This window comes from Kitasatospora sp. NPDC051702 (assembly GCF_040681575.1).
Classification (GTDB): domain Bacteria; phylum Actinomycetota; class Actinomycetes; order Streptomycetales; family Streptomycetaceae; genus Kitasatospora.
This window is the reverse complement of the sequence record NZ_JBFAZB010000011.1, coordinates 18,698-34,729: the sequence shown is the minus strand read 5'-3', so window position 1 is coordinate 34,729 and position 16,032 is coordinate 18,698. Positions and strand designations below refer to the sequence as shown.

At 75.4% G+C, this 16,032-nt stretch carries 15 protein-coding genes and 1 tRNA gene; 8 read left to right on the top strand and 8 right to left on the bottom strand.

Going from position 1 to position 16,032, the window contains the following annotated elements:
- Positions 1-3: 3 nt before the first annotated feature.
- Positions 4-1,065, bottom strand: coding sequence for an ATP-dependent DNA ligase (locus AB0N04_RS12410; protein ID WP_360219427.1), 1,062 nt, complete (start codon positions 1,063-1,065; stop codon positions 4-6).
- 130 nt (positions 1,066-1,195) lie between these two features.
- Here AB0N04_RS12410 and ligD point away from each other — a divergent pair, with 130 nt between their 5' ends.
- Positions 1,196-2,203: a non-homologous end-joining DNA ligase gene (ligD, locus tag AB0N04_RS12405; RefSeq protein WP_360219430.1), complete on the top strand. Its 1,008-nt coding sequence runs from the start codon at positions 1,196-1,198 to the stop codon at positions 2,201-2,203.
- 98 nt (positions 2,204-2,301) lie between these two features.
- Complete coding sequence (locus AB0N04_RS12400) at positions 2,302-2,949, top strand: GNAT family N-acetyltransferase (RefSeq protein ID WP_360219433.1); 648 nt, start codon at positions 2,302-2,304, stop codon at positions 2,947-2,949.
- 49 nt (positions 2,950-2,998) lie between these two features.
- Here AB0N04_RS12400 and AB0N04_RS12395 read toward each other — a convergent pair whose 3' ends face one another.
- From AB0N04_RS12395 to AB0N04_RS12385, 3 genes are all read right to left on the bottom strand, one after another.
- A complete protein-coding gene (locus AB0N04_RS12395) occupies positions 2,999-3,520 on the bottom strand; it encodes a hypothetical protein (RefSeq protein WP_360219436.1) in 522 nt (173 codons plus the stop codon).
- A 120-nt stretch (positions 3,521-3,640) separates the two neighbouring features.
- A complete protein-coding gene (locus AB0N04_RS12390) occupies positions 3,641-4,126 on the bottom strand; it encodes a GNAT family N-acetyltransferase (RefSeq protein ID WP_360219439.1) in 486 nt (161 codons plus the stop codon).
- Positions 4,120-4,605 (bottom strand): rhodanese-like domain-containing protein, encoded by a 486-nt coding sequence (locus tag AB0N04_RS12385; RefSeq protein WP_360219442.1) that lies wholly within the window; start codon positions 4,603-4,605, stop codon positions 4,120-4,122. The genes AB0N04_RS12390 and AB0N04_RS12385 overlap by 7 nt, the downstream gene beginning before the upstream one ends.
- A 228-nt stretch (positions 4,606-4,833) precedes the next feature.
- Here AB0N04_RS12385 and AB0N04_RS12380 point away from each other — a divergent pair.
- Positions 4,834-4,910 (top strand) — tRNA-Met (locus AB0N04_RS12380).
- 83 nt (positions 4,911-4,993) lie between these two features.
- Here the strand turns inward: AB0N04_RS12380 and AB0N04_RS12375 are convergent.
- Positions 4,994-6,193 carry an 8-amino-7-oxononanoate synthase gene (locus AB0N04_RS12375; RefSeq protein ID WP_360219445.1) on the bottom strand — a complete coding sequence of 400 codons (1,200 nt, stop codon included), beginning with the start codon at positions 6,191-6,193 and terminating at the stop codon, positions 4,994-4,996.
- Between the two features lie 183 nt (positions 6,194-6,376).
- Between AB0N04_RS12375 and AB0N04_RS12370 the strand changes: the two genes are divergently transcribed.
- Positions 6,377-8,887 (top strand): DUF3516 domain-containing protein, encoded by a 2,511-nt coding sequence (locus tag AB0N04_RS12370; protein WP_360219448.1) that lies wholly within the window; start codon positions 6,377-6,379, stop codon positions 8,885-8,887.
- Between the two features lie 114 nt (positions 8,888-9,001).
- Here the strand turns inward: AB0N04_RS12370 and AB0N04_RS12365 are convergent, their stop codons facing one another.
- Positions 9,002-9,910, bottom strand: a complete 909-nt coding sequence (locus AB0N04_RS12365) for a hypothetical protein (RefSeq protein WP_360219451.1) — start codon at positions 9,908-9,910, stop codon at positions 9,002-9,004.
- Positions 9,911-10,180: 270 nt separating this feature from the next.
- Between AB0N04_RS12365 and bioB the strand changes: the two genes are divergently transcribed.
- Genes bioB through AB0N04_RS12345 form a run of 4 tightly spaced genes read left to right on the top strand, consistent with a single transcriptional unit; the run spans position 10,181 to position 14,028 of the window.
- The gene (gene bioB, locus AB0N04_RS12360; RefSeq protein ID WP_360219454.1) at positions 10,181-11,410 is read left to right on the top strand and encodes a biotin synthase BioB; all 1,230 of its coding nucleotides are present in this window, start codon (positions 10,181-10,183) and stop codon (positions 11,408-11,410) included.
- A 28-nt stretch (positions 11,411-11,438) separates the two neighbouring features.
- The gene (locus tag AB0N04_RS12355) at positions 11,439-12,743 is read left to right on the top strand and encodes an adenosylmethionine--8-amino-7-oxononanoate transaminase (RefSeq protein ID WP_360219457.1); all 1,305 of its coding nucleotides are present in this window, start codon (positions 11,439-11,441) and stop codon (positions 12,741-12,743) included.
- Positions 12,740-13,528 carry a dethiobiotin synthase gene (gene bioD, locus AB0N04_RS12350; RefSeq protein WP_360219460.1) on the top strand — a complete coding sequence of 263 codons (789 nt, stop codon included), beginning with the start codon at positions 12,740-12,742 and terminating at the stop codon, positions 13,526-13,528. The genes AB0N04_RS12355 and bioD overlap by 4 nt, the downstream gene beginning before the upstream one ends.
- A gap of 53 nt (positions 13,529-13,581) precedes the next feature.
- The gene (locus tag AB0N04_RS12345) at positions 13,582-14,028 is read left to right on the top strand and encodes a hypothetical protein (protein WP_360219462.1); all 447 of its coding nucleotides are present in this window, start codon (positions 13,582-13,584) and stop codon (positions 14,026-14,028) included.
- 68 nt (positions 14,029-14,096) lie between these two features.
- Here the strand turns inward: AB0N04_RS12345 and AB0N04_RS12340 are convergent, their stop codons facing one another.
- Positions 14,097-15,092 (bottom strand): helix-turn-helix domain-containing protein, encoded by a 996-nt coding sequence (locus tag AB0N04_RS12340; RefSeq protein ID WP_360219465.1) that lies wholly within the window; start codon positions 15,090-15,092, stop codon positions 14,097-14,099.
- Positions 15,093-15,318: 226 nt separating this feature from the next.
- The gene (locus tag AB0N04_RS12335; RefSeq protein ID WP_360219468.1) at positions 15,319-15,993 is read right to left on the bottom strand and encodes an XRE family transcriptional regulator; all 675 of its coding nucleotides are present in this window, start codon (positions 15,991-15,993) and stop codon (positions 15,319-15,321) included.
- Positions 15,994-16,032: the final 39 nt, after the last annotated feature.

The following is a 16,032-nucleotide window of genomic DNA, read 5'->3' as shown; positions in this document are numbered from 1 at the left end:
GCGTCAGATCCCCAGCACGCGCGCCAGGTCGTACGAGACCGGCTCCTCCAGCTGCGCGTAGGTGCAGCTCTCCGGCGTGCGGTCCGGCCGCCAGCGGCGGAACTGCGCGGTGTGCCGGAAGCGGGTGCCCTCCAGGTGGTCGTAGGCCACCTCGACCACCCGCTCGGGGCGCAGCGCGATCCACGAGAGGTCCTTGCCGCCGGTCCACCGGCTGACCGCGCCGGGCAGCCGCCCCTCGGCGTGGGCGGCCTCGTCCGCCCAGGCCCCCCAGGGGTGCCCGGAGAGCTCGGCCATCCGCAACGGGGCCAGCTCCTCGGCCAGTTCGCGGCGCCGGGCCATCGAGAAGGCCGCGCAGACGCCGACGTGCTGCAGCCGCCCCCCGTCGTCGTTGATGCCGAGCAGCAGCGAGCCGACCACCGGGCCGCTCTTGTGCTCGCGGTAGCCGGCCACCACGCAGTCGGCGGTGCGCTCGTGCTTGATCTTGAACATGGTCCGCTCGCCCGGCCGGTAGGGCTGGTCCAGCGGCTTGGCCACCACGCCGTCCAGCCCGGCGCCCTCGTACTCGGCGAACCAGGTCTGCGCCACGTCGCGGTCGGTGGAGGCCGGGGCGGTGAACACCGGGTCCGCCGCCCCGCCGAGCGACGCCTCCAGCGCCTCCCGGCGCACCGACAGCGGCTCGTCCAGGAACGGGACGTCCCCGAGCGCGAGCAGGTCGAAGGCGACGAAGGAGGCCGGTGTCCGCTCCGCCAGCAGCCGCACCCGGCTCGCCGCCGGGTGGATCCGCTCCAGCAGCTCCTCGAAGCGCAGCCGGCCGTCCCGGGCGATCACCACCTCGCCGTCCAGCACGCAGCGGGGCGGCAGCTCGCGCTTCAGCGCCTCGACCAGTTCGGGGAAGTACCTGGTCAACGGCTTGCCGGTGCGGCTGCCGAGCTCCACCTCGTCGCCGTCGCGGAACACGATCGTGCGGAAGCCGTCCCACTTGGCCTCGTACTGCATCCCGGGCGGGATCCTGGCCACCGACTTGGCGAGCATCGGTGCCACCGGCGGCATCACGGGCAGGTCCATGGCTCCGATCCTCGCGCGCCCGGTGCGAAGCCGCGCGCCGGGCGGCAGCCGGCGAGCGGTGGGCACCTGGCGGCGGCGGGCGGCGGGCGAAAAGGCGCGCGCCGGGCGCGGCGCCCTTAGCGTGAGAGGCATGGGCTCAGCCGTCGAACTGGATGTCGCCGGGCGCACCGTCCGGCTGTCGAACCCGGACAAGGTGTACTACCCGGAGCGCGGCTTCACCAAGCTGGACGTCGCGCAGTACTACCTGGCCGTCGCCGACGGGGTCCTGCGCGGGCTGCGCGACCGGCCCACCACGCTGCAGCGCTTCCCGGACGGCGTGGAGGGCGAGTTCTTCTACCAGAAGCGCGCCCCCAAGGGCCTGCCGGAGTGGCTGCCCACCGCCCGGATCAGCTTCCCCAGCGGACGCTCCGCCGACGAGATCTGCCCGACCGAACCGGCCGCCGTCCTGTGGGCCGCCAACCTCGGCTGCCTCACCTTCCACCCCTGGCCGGTCCGCCGCACCGACACCGAGCACATCGACGAACTGCGCGTCGACCTCGACCCGCAGCCCGGCACCGACTTCCGTGACGCCGTCCGCGCCGCCCACGAACTGCGCTCCCTGCTCGGCGAGTTCGGACTGCGTGGCTGGCCCAAGTCGTCCGGCGGCCGCGGCCTGCACGTCTACGTGCCGCTCGCACCCGAATGGACCTTCACCGACGGGCGGCACGCCGTGATCGCGCTCGGCCGCGTCCTGGAACAGCGGATGCCCGGCCGGGTCACCACCGCCTGGTGGAAGGAGGAGCGCGGCGAGCGGATCTTCGTCGACTACAACCAGATGGCCCGCGACCGCACCATCGCCTCCGCCTACTCGCTGCGCGCCCGCCCCCGGGCCACGGCCTCCACCCCGCTGCGCTGGGAGGAGCTCGACGACGCCTCCCCCGAGGACTTCGACCTGCGCACCGTCCCCGCCCGATTCGCCGAACTCGGCGACCTGAACGCGGAGATGGACGGCCAGGCGTTCCGGCTGGAGGGTCTGCTGGAGCTCTACGACAAGCAGCTCCACGACGAGGGCCTCGGCGAGCTGCCCTACCCGCCCGACCACCCCAAGGCCGCCGGCGAACCGACCAGGGTCCAGCCCAGCCGCGCCAGGAAGCAGTGACCGGCCGCGCCCACCGAGTGGTCGACTAGGCTGACGCCGCCCGGGGGGGACGGCCGGGCGTCGGGACGACCGGGTGACGGGTCGACGGAGGGGTGCGGATGGGCGCGCGGGGGCTGGCGGGGATCCTGGCGGACGCGGCGGGCGGCGTGTTCCCGCCCCCGGACGGGACCGTGACGGTGGTGCCGCAGCCGTCCCCGCGCGAGGCCGGGGTGCTGTCGCTCTCCGCCCACGCCGTCGTCTTCACCGACGAGGACCCGGCCTGGGTGCACCGGGCCCTCGCGGCCACCCCCGGCGACCGCCTGGCGGCGCCGCTCTGCCCGCCGTTCCTCACCGCCCTCGCCCGGCGCACCGGCCGGGTCGTCAACAACATCGACCTGCTGACCGTGGCCCCCCGGCTGCCCGGCCCACCGCCGCTGCCGCTGACCCCGGTCGAGGACCGGGAGCACCCGCGCGTCGTCCGGGCGCTGCGCTACCGCGACGACGTCCGGGTGTACACCGCCGACGGCGGCGTGCTGGTCCTGGGCCGCGGCGTCGCCGGGCGCTGGGAGTGCGCGGTCGAGGTCGACCCGCAGGCGCGCGGGCGCGGCCTCGGCCGGGCCCTGGCCACCGGCGCCCGGCACCTGCTGCCCGAGGGCGACGTCGTCTGGGCGCAGCAGGCGCCCGGCAACGCCACCAGTGTCCGGGCCTTCCAGGCCGCCGGCTACCGGCCCGTCGGCGCCGAGACGCTGCTGGTGGTGGACCCGTGACGCACCCGGCCGCCGACCCCGGCGCCGCCCCGGCCCGGCCCGGCGGGCCTCACTGACCGGTCATGGTCAGCGCGAACCAGAAGACGCCCCCCAGCGCCACCAGGGTCGCCAGCAGGACGCCCGCCACCACCCCGGACAGCACCAGCCCCCGCCCGACCGGCCACGCGTACAGCCCGGCGCCGGCGGCGAGCACCCCGGCCACGGCGGGCACCAGGGCCAGCGCCAGCAGCGTCAGCGTGCGGGCCACCTCGGCGTCCGAGACCACGTGGCAGTCGTCGCCCCGGCAGCCCACCCGGACGTCCGAGCCGACCGTCGCCCCGGCGAACACCCGTGCCTGCTCCAGCGCCGGTCCGCCGTCGTCCGGGTGGAACACCCCCCGGCAGTCCGAGGGCGGCGGCCCGTCCTCGTAGGCCGGGATCAGGCACCGCTCCGCCCGGAACACCCCGGGCACGCCGACCCAGCCGGCCGCCTGCCCGAACTGGCGCACCGGGCCGCCCGCGAGCCACACGGCCAGCCACACCAGCGCCACCCCGGCCACCACCGGCCCCCAGCGCCGAGCCGTCACCGCCATCCGCCACCCCCCGGTCCGCCCACCCCGTGCGTGTGACGCCGCGGACGCCCGGACGGTTGCACCGGCGGGGCGGGAACGGCACCGCCGAGCCGACGGGGTGACCGCCCGCCGGCGTCGGGATCAGCCGCCCGCCGGGCGGAGGGGCAGCGAGAACCTGACCTTGGGCCGGGCCAGGGCCCCCGCGCGGCGGTAGAAGCGGATGGCGTCGGCGTTCCAGTCGGGTGTCTGCCACTGCAGCTCCCCGGCGCCGCGGGCGGCCGCCGCGTCCCGCACGGCGTCGAGCAGGGCGCGGCCCCAGCCCGCTCCCCGGTACGGCTCGGTGACGAACAGGCAGTCCAGGTGGGCGTGGTCGGCCGCCTGCCAGGTGGAGAACTCCAGGGACCAGGTGGCGTAGCCGACCGGTTCGCCGCCGTGGTCGACGACGAGGCACCAGGCTCTCGGGCGCGCCGCGAACAGGGCGGGCGCCAGGCGGTCGGCGAGGTCGGCGGGCACCGGTCCGGCCTGCTCGTGGGCGGCGTGGGCGGCGCACAGGCGGGCCAGGGCGGGCAGGTCGGCGGCGGTGGCCGGGCGGATCACACCGCCCGGCCGCGCGGTGTCCGTCAGCATGCGCAGGAGATGCCCGAGCGCGGGGCGGTCAGGTCGTCGACGGGGCGCTGCTCCGCCCCGGCGGCGCTGTCGTAGGCGAAGCCCTCGCGCACCCAGTACTCGAAGCCCCCGAGCATCTCCTTGACCTGGTAGCCGAGGCGGGCGAAGGCCAGCGCCGCGCGGGTCGCGCCGTTGCAGCCGGGGCCCCAGCAGTAGGTGACCACGGTCCGGGCCGGGTCGATCAGCTGCGGCGCGAGTTCGGCGATCCGGGCGGTGGGGATGTGCAGGGCGCCGGGGATGCGGCCCTGGTTCCAGCCGGCCTCGCTGCGGGTGTCGACCACCACGACCCCGGGCACGCCGGCCAGCAGGTCGGCGTGCACGTCGGAGACGTCGGCCTCGAAGGCGAGCCGGGCGGCGTAGTGGGCGGCGGCCTCGGCCGGGGCGGCGGCGGGCACGCTCAGGACGGCACTGGCGATCTCGGCGGAAGCGGTCGAAGACATCCGGGCACCTCGTGTTCTCGCTGGTCAGGGCGGGTTTCGCCGGGCCGTTCCGGGTTTCCCGGTCGGCGACGGCTCCATCCTCCGACCCCGGGCCCCGCCCCCACGAGTGGCGTGAACGCCTGAGGTCGCGAAGATCCCGCCAGCCCCGGGCCCGGCGTGCCGCCGGGGGCGCCGGCCGGGAACCGGGTTGGTGATCTCCGCCCGGTGCCGTACAGTCGGTCTCACCGACGCGGGGTGGAGCAGCTCGGTAGCTCGCTGGGCTCATAACCCAGAGGTCGCAGGTTCAAATCCTGTCCCCGCTACCACGTAGCCCGAAGGGGCGGACACGCAACGCGTGTCCGCCCCTTCGGCGTTCCGGCACCCCGCGGGGCGCCGGGGCCGCCCCCGGTCAGTGCTCGCGGGCGCCCGCCGGGGCAAGCTCCGCGATGATCCGCACCGCGTCGGCGACCTGGGCGTCCGTCAGGTCGCCGCGCGCCGTCAGCCGCAGCCGGGACACCCCGTCCGGGACGGACGGCGGGCGGAAGCAGCCCACGGCCAGGCCGGCCCGGCGGCAGTCGGCGGCCCAGGCCACGGCGGCCTCCGGCCCCGGGGCCCGGACCGACACCACGGCCGCGTCCGGCTCGCAGGCCCGCAGCCCGGCGGCGGTGAGCCGGGCGGCCAGGGCGCGCGCCACTTCGCGGGTGCGCTCGGCCCGGTGCGGCTCGGCGCGCAGCAGGCGCAGCGCGGCGAGCGCGGCGCCGGCGGCGGCCGGGGCGAGGCCGGTGTCGAAGATGAAGGTGCGGGCGGTCTCGGTGAGGTGGCGGATCACCCGGTGCGGCCCGAGCACGGCGCCGCCCTGCGAGCCGAGCGACTTGGAGAGGGTGACGGTGGCGACGGTGTCCGGCTGCCCGGCGAGCCCGGCGGCCGCCAGGGCCCCGCTGCCGCCGGGGCCGAGGACGCCCAGCCCGTGCGCGTCGTCGACCAGCAGCGCCGCGCCGTGCGCGCGGACCGCGGCGGACAGCCCGGCCAGCGGCGCGGCGTCGCCGTCCACCGAGAACACCGAGTCGCTGACCACCAGCGCCCGCCGCCGGGTGCGGCCGGCGAGCACCTCCCGGACGGCGTCCGGGTCGCTGTGCGGGGCCCGGTGGACGTCCGCGCGGGCGAGCCGGCAGCCGTCGATCAGCGAGGCGTGGTTGTAGGCGTCCGACACGATCAGGGTGTCCGGGTCGGTGAGCGCGGTCAGCGCGGCGAGGTTGGCGGTGTACCCGGAGGAGAACACCAGCGCGGCCTCCACCCCGCAGAAGTCCGCCAGCTCCTGCTCCAGTTCGGTGTGCAGGGCCGTCGTGCCGGTCACCAGCCGCGATCCGGTCGACCCGCCGCCCCAGCGCAGGGCCGCCTCGGCCGCCGCGGCCGTGACCGCCGGGTGCCGGGTCAGCCCCAGGTAGTCGTTGCCCGCCAGGTCGAGCACCGCGTCCTCGGCCGACCGGCTGCGCAGGGTGCGCGTCAGCCCGGCGTCGGCGCGCAGCCCGGCGGCCTCGTCCAGCCAGTCGAACACGGCCTCCGGGGCCAGGTCAGTGGTGTGCGTCGGGGACGCGAGCGGGTGGACCATGCCCGGCACTCTGGCACGCCCGGCACCCCCGATCAATGTGCGCCTCCGCACAGCCCGCGCACCGCCCGTCCGGGGCCGCGCGGCGCCCGCCCCGGCCCGCGGCCCGGTCGCGGCCCGGTCGCGGCCCGGTCGCGCCCGGGCCGGGCTTTGCCCGCGGTGGCGGCCAGCAGGCAAGATAGCCGGGTGACCCTCCTTGATCTGATGCCGAAGCCCGCCACGCCCGATGCGCTGTACGAGACGTTCGCCGCGTGGACGGAGGAGCGCGGGATCACGCTCTACCCGGCGCAGGAGGAGGCGCTGATCGAGCTGGTGTCGGGGAACAACGTCATCCTGGCCACGCCGACCGGGTCGGGGAAGAGCCTGGTGGCGGCGGGGGCGCACTTCGCGGCCCTGGCGGAGGGCCAGCGGACCTTCTACACGGCGCCGATCAAGGCGCTGGTGTCGGAGAAGTTCTTCGACCTGGTCAAGATCTTCGGCACCGAGCAGGTCGGCATGATGACCGGCGACGCGAGCGTGAACCCGACCGCGCCGATCATCTGCTGCACGGCCGAGGTGCTGGCGCAGATCGCGCTGCGGGACGGCTCCCGGGCGGACATCGGCCAGGTCGTGATGGACGAGTTCCACTTCTACGCCGAGCCGGACCGCGGCTGGGCCTGGCAGATCCCGCTGCTGGAGCTGCCGCAGGCGCAGTTCCTGCTGATGTCCGCGACGCTGGGCGACGTCCGCCGGTTCGAGGAGGACCTGACGCGCCGCACCGGCCGGCCGACGACGGTGGTGCGCAACGCGACCCGTCCGGTGCCGCTGTTCTACGAGTACCGCCGCACCACCCTGCACGACACCCTGGAGGAGCTGCTGCAGACCGGCCAGGCGCCGGTCTACGTCGTGCACTTCACGCAGAAGGAGGCGGTGGAGCGGGCGCAGTCGCTGATGAGCATCAACATGTGCTCGAAGGCGGAGAAGGAGGCCATCGCCGACCTGATCGGCAACTTCCGCTTCACCACCAAGTTCGGCCGCAACCTGTCCCGTTACGTGCGGCACGGCATCGGCGTGCACCACGCGGGCATGCTGCCGAAGTACCGCCGGCTGGTCGAGCGCCTCGCCCAGGCCGGCCTGCTGAAGGTGATCTGCGGGACGGACACCCTGGGCGTCGGCGTGAACGTGCCGATCCGCACGGTGCTGTTCACGGCGCTGTCCAAGTACGACGGCAACCGGGTGCGGATCCTGCGCGCCCGCGAGTTCCACCAGATCGCCGGCCGGGCCGGCCGGGCCGGCTTCGACACCGTCGGCCAGGTGGTGGCTCAGGCGCCGGAGCACGTGATCGAGAACGACAAGGCGATCGCGAAGGCCGGCGACGACCCGAAGAAGAAGCGCAAGGTGGTGCGGAAGAAGGCCCCGGAGGGCTTCGTCGGCTGGACGGAGGAGACCTTCGACCGGCTCATCGCGGCCGACCCGGAGCCGCTGGTCTCCCGGTTCAAGGTGAGCCACGCGATGCTGCTGTCGGTGATCGGCCGCCCGGGCAACGCCTTCGAGGCGATGCGCAAGCTCCTCACCGACAACCACGAGGACCGGCCGGCGCAGCGCCGGCACATCCGCACCGCGATCGCGATCTACCGCTCCCTGCTGGTCGGCGGCGTGGTCGAGCGGCTGCCGGAGCCGGACCCCGAGGGCCGGATCGTCCGCCTCACCCTGGACCTGCAGGAGAACTTCGCGCTCAACCAGCCGCTCTCCACCTTCGCGCTGGCCTCCTTCGAGCTCCTCGACCCGACCTCGCCCTCGTACGCGATGGACGTCGTCTCGGTGGTCGAGGCCACCCTCGACGACCCGCGGCAGATCCTCGCCTCGCAGCAGAACAAGGCCCGCGGCGAGGCCGTCGGCGAGATGAAGCGCGACGGCGTCGAGTACGAGGAGCGGATGGAGCGGCTGCAGGAGATCACCTACCCGAAGCCGCTGGAGGAACTGCTCACCCACGCCTACGAGGTGTACCGCCGGGCGCACCCGTGGATCGGCGACCACCAGCTGGCGCCCAAGTCCGTGGTCCGCGACCTGTACGAGCGGGCGATGACCTTCTCGGACTACGTCGGCTTCTACGAGCTGGCGCGCACCGAGGGCATCGTGCTCCGCTACCTGGCGGGCGCCTACAAGGCGCTGGAGCAGACCGTCCCCGAGGACGTGAAGACCGACGACCTGAAGGACGTCATCGCCTGGCTCGGCGAGCTGGTCCGCCAGGTCGACTCCAGCCTGCTGGACGAGTGGGAGCAGCTGGCCAACCCGACCGATCCGCAGGCCCCCGAGGTGACCCTGGACGACCGGCCGGCGCCGGTCACCGCCAACGCGCGGGCGTTCCGGGTGCTGGTGCGCAACGAGATGTTCCGCCGCGTGGAGCTGTGCGCGCTGGAGCACTACGAGGAGCTCGCCGAGCTGGACGGCTCCTACGGCTGGGACGCGGACCGCTGGGCGGACGCCATGGACGGCTACTGGGACGAGTACGACGACCTGGGCACCGGCCCGGACGCGCGCGGCCCGAAGATGCTGCTCATCGAGGAGGAGGACTCCGCCTGGCGGGTCCGGCAGATCTTCGACGACCCGGAGGGCGACCACGACTGGGGCATCAGCGCCGAGGTCGACCTGTTCGGCTCGGACGAGGAGGGCCGCGCGGTGCTGCGGGTCACCGCGGTGGACCGGCTCGGCGGCTGACCGGCCGCCGCCCCGGCCGACCGCTCGTGGAACGGCCGGGGCCCGGAGGGGACGCACCCCCTCCGGGCCCCGGCCGTTCGTCACGTCCGGGCTCTCGTCCCGCCCGGCCCGCCGTCACATCCAGACGAACGGCGCGCCCGCGGCGTAGGAGAGCGCCCGGTTGGCCTCGTCCAGGATCTGCTCGTTGCTGGGCGCCGGCCCCGACGGCACCGGGACCGGAGCGCTCGGGACGGGCGAGGCGCCGGCGCCGGGCGTCCGGGCGTCGCTCAGCCGCGAGTTGGTCACCGTCACGTAGTGCCCGACGGCCGCGACCCGCGGCTCCACGGCCGCCTTGGGCGCACCGGACGGCGCCACGGGAGCGGCGGAGGCGTCGGGGAGGATGAAGGCGAGCGCCCCGGGCTTGCCCCGCAGGGTCTCCGCCGCCTTGACGGCGGCGGCCTGGTCGCCGAAGCGCAGCACGGTCACGCTGCTGAGCACCGGGCGGTCCTGGCCGGTGAAGCTGAGGGTCAGGTAGGCCTGGCAGCCGCTGTCCCTGAGCAGCTCCTGGGTGCGGTCCTGCAGCACCTCGGTGCAGTTCTCGCCCTGCCGGATGCCGTTGCGCCGGGCCTTGTACGCGCCCGCCTCGATCGGGCGCTGGGGCGGGAAGTAGGCGTCCGCGACGAGGCCCTCCGGGTCGGTGCGCGGCGGCGGGGCGCCGACCACCGGCGGGGTCCTGGACGCGTCCTTGCTGGAGGGGCCGAGCCCGGGTATGTAGTCACCGGGCATCGGGCGGGTGATGATCCATCCGCCGGCGGCGACCACGCCGACCACCACGACCCAGCCGACCGCCCGGCGGGCCGTCAGGCGCCGGTTGCGGCCGCCGGTCCGGCCGGGTGACCGGCCGCCGGTGAGGTCCTGCTCCGTGCCGGCGGCATCCCCGCCCGCAACCTCCGCGCCCGCGCCGGCGGCCCCGCCGGTCCGCCGCCCTGCCTGGCCGTTCAGGCCCTCTCCCGGAGTCGGGGTGCGCTCCCCCTGCGTGGTCATGGCGCAGATTCTAAGCAACCGCCGGGTGGCCCAGGTCACGGGGTGGGCGGTTGTCGATCATCGTCGGCGGAGCCCCGGGCCGGGCCGCCCGCCGTCACTGCCGGCCCGCGCGGACTACCCGTCGGTAGCCCCGGCTCCGCGCCGGCGTCAAGCGCGTGACCAGGGGCGACGCCGTGAGCTTCGACACTGTGGCAAGTGGCACATCCTTCCACGGATCTTCTGGCGGGTTTCCTCTGGCGTCATTCGAGCGGCACCAGGCAGGATCGCCCCATGGATCTGCTCGATACCCTCACCGCCAAGGGCCTGCGCGGCGAAGTCCCGACCCGCGAGGAGGCGCTGGCCGTCCTCGCCACCACCGACGACGAGCTGCTGGACGTGGTCGCCGCGGCCGGCAAGGTGCGCCGCCGCTGGTTCGGCCGCCGCGTCAAGCTCAACTACCTGGTGAACCTGAAGAGCGGGCTCTGTCCGGAGGACTGCAACTACTGCTCGCAGCGGCTGGGCTCCAAGGCCGAGATCCTCAAGTACACCTGGCTCAAGCCGGACCAGGCCGCCGACGCCGCCCGCGCCGGTGTGGCCGGCGGCGCCAAGCGGGTCTGCCTGGTCGCCAGCGGCCGCGGCCCGACGGACCGTGACATCGACCGGGTCACCGACACCATGGCCGCCATCAAGGAGGCCGACCCGGCGGTCGAGATCTGCGTCTGCCTGGGCCTGCTCTCCGACAACCAGGCGGAGCGGCTGAAGGCGGCCGGCGCGGACGCCTACAACCACAACCTCAACACCTCCGAGGCCACCTACGGCGACATCACCACCACCCACACCTACGCGGACCGGGTGGACACCGTGCAGAAGGCGCACGGCGCCGGCCTGTCGGCCTGCTCCGGCCTGATCGCGGGCATGGGCGAGAGCGACGAGGACCTGGTCGACGTGGTGTTCGCGCTGCGCGAGCTCGGCTCGGACTCCGTCCCCGTCAACTTCCTCATCCCCTTCGAGGGCACCCCGCTCGCCAAGGAGTGGAACCTCACCCCGCAGCGCTGCCTGCGCATCCTGGCGATGGTCCGCTTCGTCAACCCGGACACCGAGGTGCGGATCGCCGGCGGGCGCGAGGTGCACCTGCGCTCGATGCAGCCGCTCGGCCTGCACGTCGCCAACTCGATCTTCCTCGGCGACTACCTGACCAGCGAGGGCCAGGCCGGGCAGGCCGACCTCGACATGATCAAGGACGCCGGCTTCGAGGTCGAGGGCGCCGGCGAGGCCACCCTGCCGCGCCACCGCGCCGACGTCGCGGCGGCGGCCTCCGGCTGCGGGACGACCGCCTCCTCCCCCTGCGGCACCGCCGCGTCCGCCTGCGGCAGCGGCGGCGGCTGCGGGCCGTGCGGCGGCCACGGCCACGCCGAGCCGGCCGCGGACGCCCCGGCCGCGGAGCCGGTCGACGAGCTGCGCGACGACCTCGTCAAGGTCCGCCGTCGCGGCGCCGGCACCGAACTCGCGCCCAACGCCTGACCGTTCCACCACCCTGGAGTCGCCCACCATGCCCCCGCTCCCCGCGGACTCGCTGCTCGCCCTCGACCGCGCCCACGTCTGGCACCCGTACGGACCGATGCCCGGCACCGCCACCCCGTACGTGGTCGAGTCCGCGTCCGGCGTCCGGCTGCGCCTGGCCGAGCCGGTCGCGGGCGGGCACCGCGAGCTCGTCGACGGGATGTCGTCCTGGTGGGCGGCCATCCACGGCTACCGGCACCCGGTGCTGGACGAGGCCGTGCGCGAGCAGCTGGGGCGGATGAGCCACGTGATGTTCGGCGGGCTCACCCACGAGCCCGCCGTGCGGCTCGCGGCGAGGCTCGTCGAGATCACCCCGGAGCCGCTGCAGCACGTCTTCCTCGCCGACTCGGGCTCGGTGTCCGTCGAGGTCGCGATGAAGATGTGCCTGCAGTACTGGCGGTCCACCGGGCGCCCGCAGAAGCACCGGCTGCTCACCTGGCGCGGCGGCTACCACGGCGACACCTTCCACCCGATGTCCGTCTGCGACCCGGACGGCGGCATGCACCACCTGTGGGGCGGGGTGCTGCCCGGGCAGCTCTTCGCGCCGCAGCCGCCGGCCGGCTTCGACGCGCCGTTCGACGCCGGGTACGCCGCGTCCTTCGAGGAGCTGATGGCGCGCCACGCGGACGAGCTGGCCGCCGTGATCGTCGAGCCGGTCGTCCAGGGCGCCGGCGGGATGCAGTTCCACTCCCCCGCCTACCTGCGGATGCTGCGCGAACTCTGCGACCGCTACGGGGTGCTGCTCGTCTTCGACGAGATCGCCACCGGTTTCGGCCGCAGCGGCGCGCTGTTCGCCGCCGACCACGCGGGCGTCTCCCCGGACGTGATGTGCCTGGGCAAGGCGCTCACCGGCGGGTACCTGACGCTGGCCGCCACCCTGTGCACCGGCGAGATCGCCGACGGCATCAGCCGCGGCGAGGTGCCGGTGCTCGCGCACGGCCCGACGTTCATGGGCAACCCGCTGGCCTGCGCGGCCGCCAACGCCTCGCTGGACCTCCTGCTGGGCCAGGACTGGGCCGTCGAGGTGAAGCGGATCGAGACCGGGCTGCGGGCCGGCCTCGCCGGGGCGGCCGGACTGCCGGGCGTGCGGGACGTGCGGGTCCGCGGGGCCATCGGCGTGGTGCAGCTGGACCACCCGGTGGACGTCGCCGCCGCCACCGGGGCCGCCGCCCGCGAGGGCGTGTGGCTGCGCCCCTTCCGGGACCTGATCTACACCATGCCCCCCTACGTGTCGCAGGACGAGGACGTGGCCCGCATCGCGGCCGCCGTGACCGCCGCGGCGGTGGCGGGGTGAGCGCGCGCGTCCTGTTCGTCACGGGCACCAACACGGACGTCGGCAAGACCGTCGCGACCGCCGCCGTCGCCTCGGCGGCGCTGCAGGGCGGCCTGCGGGTCGCCGTCCTCAAGCCCGGGCAGACCGGCGTCACCCCGGACGAGCCCGGCGACGCCGCCGAGGTCCGGCGGCTGGCCGGCGCACCGACGACCGGCGAGCCGGCGACCGGTGCGCTGACCACCACCGAACTGGCCCGCTACCCGGAGCCGTTGGCGCCGGACACCGCCGCCCGGCGGGCCGGGCTGCCCTTCCTCTCCCCCGCCGACGTGGCCGGGGCCGTCGCCGAGCTGGCCGCCACCCACGACCTGGTCCTGGTCGAGGGCGCCGGCGGGCTGCTGGTCCGCTACGACGACGACGGCCGCACCCTCGCCGACCAGGCCCGGGCCGTCCTGGACGCCGGACTGCCGGCCGAGGTGCTGCTGGTGGCCGCCGCCGCATTGGGCACGCTGAACATCGTCTCGCTCACGGCCGAGGCCCTGGCCGCCCGCCGGCTCCCGCTCGCGGGCGTCCTGGTCGGCTCCTGGCCGGAGCGGCCGGGCCTCGCCGAGCGGTGCAACCTCGCCGACCTGCCGCGCTCGGCCGGCGCCCCGCTGCTCGGCGCACTGCCCGAACGGGCCGGCGCCGCCGCCGACTTCCCGGCCCTCGCGCTCGCCTCGCTGGCCCCCGGACTGGGCGGCACCTGGGACGCCCAGCAGTTCGCCGACGCCCACCGGCCCGAACCGCCGCCGCTTCGCTCGAAGGGGTGACGCCCCGCCCCGAACCGGGGACCGGACGGGCGGCGGATCACTACCGTGCTCGCATGACGGACGGGATGACGGTGGACGAGTCGCTGCGGGCGCTGGCCGCCCTGGAGGCGGCGTGGAAGGACGACGACGAGGCGCTGGCCGCCCTGGCCGCGGGCGGCGCCGACGAGCGCGCGCTCCCGGCGCTGGTCGCCGCGTACGGCGAGCACGCGATGGACACCCTGATGGCGCTGGCGCTCGGGTTGCGCTCCGGCATGAGCGACGAGGAGATCGCGGAGCTCTCCGACGCCGTCGGCTCCACCATCGGCGCCCGGATGAGCACCCTGCTCACCCGGGCCCTCAAGACCTGGGGCGAGCTCGCCGACCGGGACGACCTCACGGCGACCAGGGCCATCGCCCACGCCGTGATCGACGCCATGCGCGCCGTCACGGAGGACCCGAGCCGGACCGAGGTCCTGCCGCTGCTCGCCACCTTCCGCAGCTACGCCCTCGCCAACCCCTGAGCACCGGCCGGATGGGTCGGCGCCACAGGCCTGCCCCGCCCCGCCTGTCCTGCCTGCCCTTCCTGCGGTCAGGCCGACACCCGGGGCGGCGGGTTGTCGCGCAGGAGGTCGTGGCCGACCTCGGTGACGGTGTGGCGGACCTGCTTGCCCTCACGCCGGGTGCCGATCAGGCCGGCCGCGCGCAGCGCGGCGGCGTGGGCGGAGGCCGAGGGCGGGGTGACGCCGAGGCGCCGGGCGAGTTCGGTGGTGGAGCAGCCCCCGGCGACGGCGCGCAGGACCCGGGCCCGGGCGGGGCCGAGGGCCGCGGCGAGTCCGTCGGCGGCCTGCGGCCGGGGCGCGGGCTCGGCGGCCTGGGCGCCGAGCGGGTGCAGCAGCAGGCTCTGGCGGTCCGGTCCGGCCAGGAGGCCGATGCTCTGCTGGACGAAGTAGTTGGGCCGCAGCTCCAGGCCCCGGCCGGCCAGGTCGAAGGAGCCCTCCAGCTCGCCGAGGGTGCACTCCAGCACGCCCTCGTCCCGCCAGACCGCGTTGGGGTGGAGCGAGTCGAGCATCGCGCCGATCCCGGAGCGGGCTGCGGTGCGGGCCCGCACCGCGATGTCGGCCTCCAGGGCGCGGCGGATGTCGGGCCAGTCCGGGGCGAGGCAGGAGCGGAACAGCGCCCAGGCGCCGTCGCCGACCTCGCGCAGGCCCCGGGCGCCGTCGTCGCGCAGCCGGGCGAGGGCGGTCGGGAGGCCGGCCCCGCTGCCGAACATCGCGACGCCCTCCTCGACGGCCTGTTGGGGGACGGCGAGGAGGGCGTCGAGTTCGTCGTCCAGCTGCCGGCGGACGGCGTCGAGGTCCGCCACCATGAAGTCGGGGACTCCGATCGCACTCGCGTTGACCACGTCGAGGAAGCGCCGGGCCCGGTCGGGCACGTGGCGGCGGGCGTCCCGCCACCAGCGTTCGCTGCGCGAGCCGGTGCCCTGGTGCACGCCCTGCCGGGCCGAGCCGGCCATCAGGTGGTCGAGCGGCGATATGACGAAACGGGTCCTCGCGAGGTCCGCGACCCCGAACCTCAGTGCGATCACGAACCTTCCTCCGGCTCCCCGCAGCCACCCCTGACCTGGCGCGATCTTGACTATTAGGCCCAGAGGCTAATGCATGGCCGTCCGGCGGCCGCCCTTGGCATGCTCGTCCCGTCGGCGCGACGGGGACCCGCTCCGGCCCCCACCGCGAGGGGAGTGGGGGCCGGAGCATCCCCGGCCGCCCGTTCGGTTCAGCGAACGAACGGCGGCCCTGGCGAACCGCACCGGTTCAGTGCGCGCTCCCCGGCGACGACCCCAGGGCCGGTCGGGCCGCGGGCTCCAGCGCCGCCCGCCCGGCCGCCCCGTCCGGCGCCGCTCCGCCGTCCGTGACGTGCAGCCGCTGCTCCGCCCGGTACTGCAGCAGCAGCACCGAACGGACCGGCTCGCCGCCGACGGCGGTGTAGGAGTGCGGCAGGGAGGCGTCGAAGCCGACGTAGTCGCCGGGGCCCAGCTCCAACTCGCGGCGGCCCGCCCTGACCCGCAGTCGGCCGGACTGCACGACGGTGTGCTCGGTGCCGGTGTGGCCGGCGGAGATCTGCGTGCCGTCGGTGCGCACCTGCTGGTCGTAGACCTCGAACACCACGCCCTCCGCCTCGATCCGGCGCAGCGGGCGCAGGTCGACGCCGCGCCCGCTCAGCACCTCGGCGTCGGCCGCCCGCACCACGGTGACCTCCTCGGCGGGCCGCCCCTCCACGAGGTCGGAGATCGGCACGCCGAGCACCCGGGAGAGCCCGAACACCGTCTCCAGGGTCGGGTTGCCGGTGCCGGACTCCAGCTGGGAGAGGGTCGCCTTGCCGATCCCGGCCCGCCGGGACACCTCGGAGAGCGACAGCCCCTGCTGGGCCCGGACACGCTTCAGGTTGGCGGCGAGGACGCCCCGGACGGATCCCTCGGAGTCGCTCACGCTCGACCTCTTCTCTTCGGACTCTGTTCGATATACCGT

Bases quoted from the DNA above. Each gene is read 5' to 3' on its own strand.
- AB0N04_RS12410 (WP_360219427.1), bottom strand. From the start codon at position 1,065: ATGGACCTGCCCGTGATGCCGCCGGTGGCACCGATGCTCGCCAAGTCG.
- ligD (WP_360219430.1), top strand. From the start codon at position 1,196: ATGGGCTCAGCCGTCGAACTGGATGTCGCCGGGCGCACCGTCCGGCTG.
- AB0N04_RS12400 (WP_360219433.1), top strand. From the start codon at position 2,302: ATGGGCGCGCGGGGGCTGGCGGGGATCCTGGCGGACGCGGCGGGCGGC.
- AB0N04_RS12395 (WP_360219436.1), bottom strand. From the start codon at position 3,520: ATGGCGGTGACGGCTCGGCGCTGGGGGCCGGTGGTGGCCGGGGTGGCG.
- AB0N04_RS12390 (WP_360219439.1), bottom strand. From the start codon at position 4,126: ATGCTGACGGACACCGCGCGGCCGGGCGGTGTGATCCGCCCGGCCACC.
- AB0N04_RS12385 (WP_360219442.1), bottom strand. From the start codon at position 4,605: ATGTCTTCGACCGCTTCCGCCGAGATCGCCAGTGCCGTCCTGAGCGTG.
- AB0N04_RS12375 (WP_360219445.1), bottom strand. From the start codon at position 6,193: ATGGTCCACCCGCTCGCGTCCCCGACGCACACCACTGACCTGGCCCCG.
- AB0N04_RS12365 (WP_360219451.1), bottom strand. From the start codon at position 9,910: ATGACCACGCAGGGGGAGCGCACCCCGACTCCGGGAGAGGGCCTGAAC.
- bioB (WP_360219454.1), top strand. From the start codon at position 10,181: ATGGATCTGCTCGATACCCTCACCGCCAAGGGCCTGCGCGGCGAAGTC.
- AB0N04_RS12355 (WP_360219457.1), top strand. From the start codon at position 11,439: ATGCCCCCGCTCCCCGCGGACTCGCTGCTCGCCCTCGACCGCGCCCAC.
- AB0N04_RS12345 (WP_360219462.1), top strand. From the start codon at position 13,582: ATGACGGACGGGATGACGGTGGACGAGTCGCTGCGGGCGCTGGCCGCC.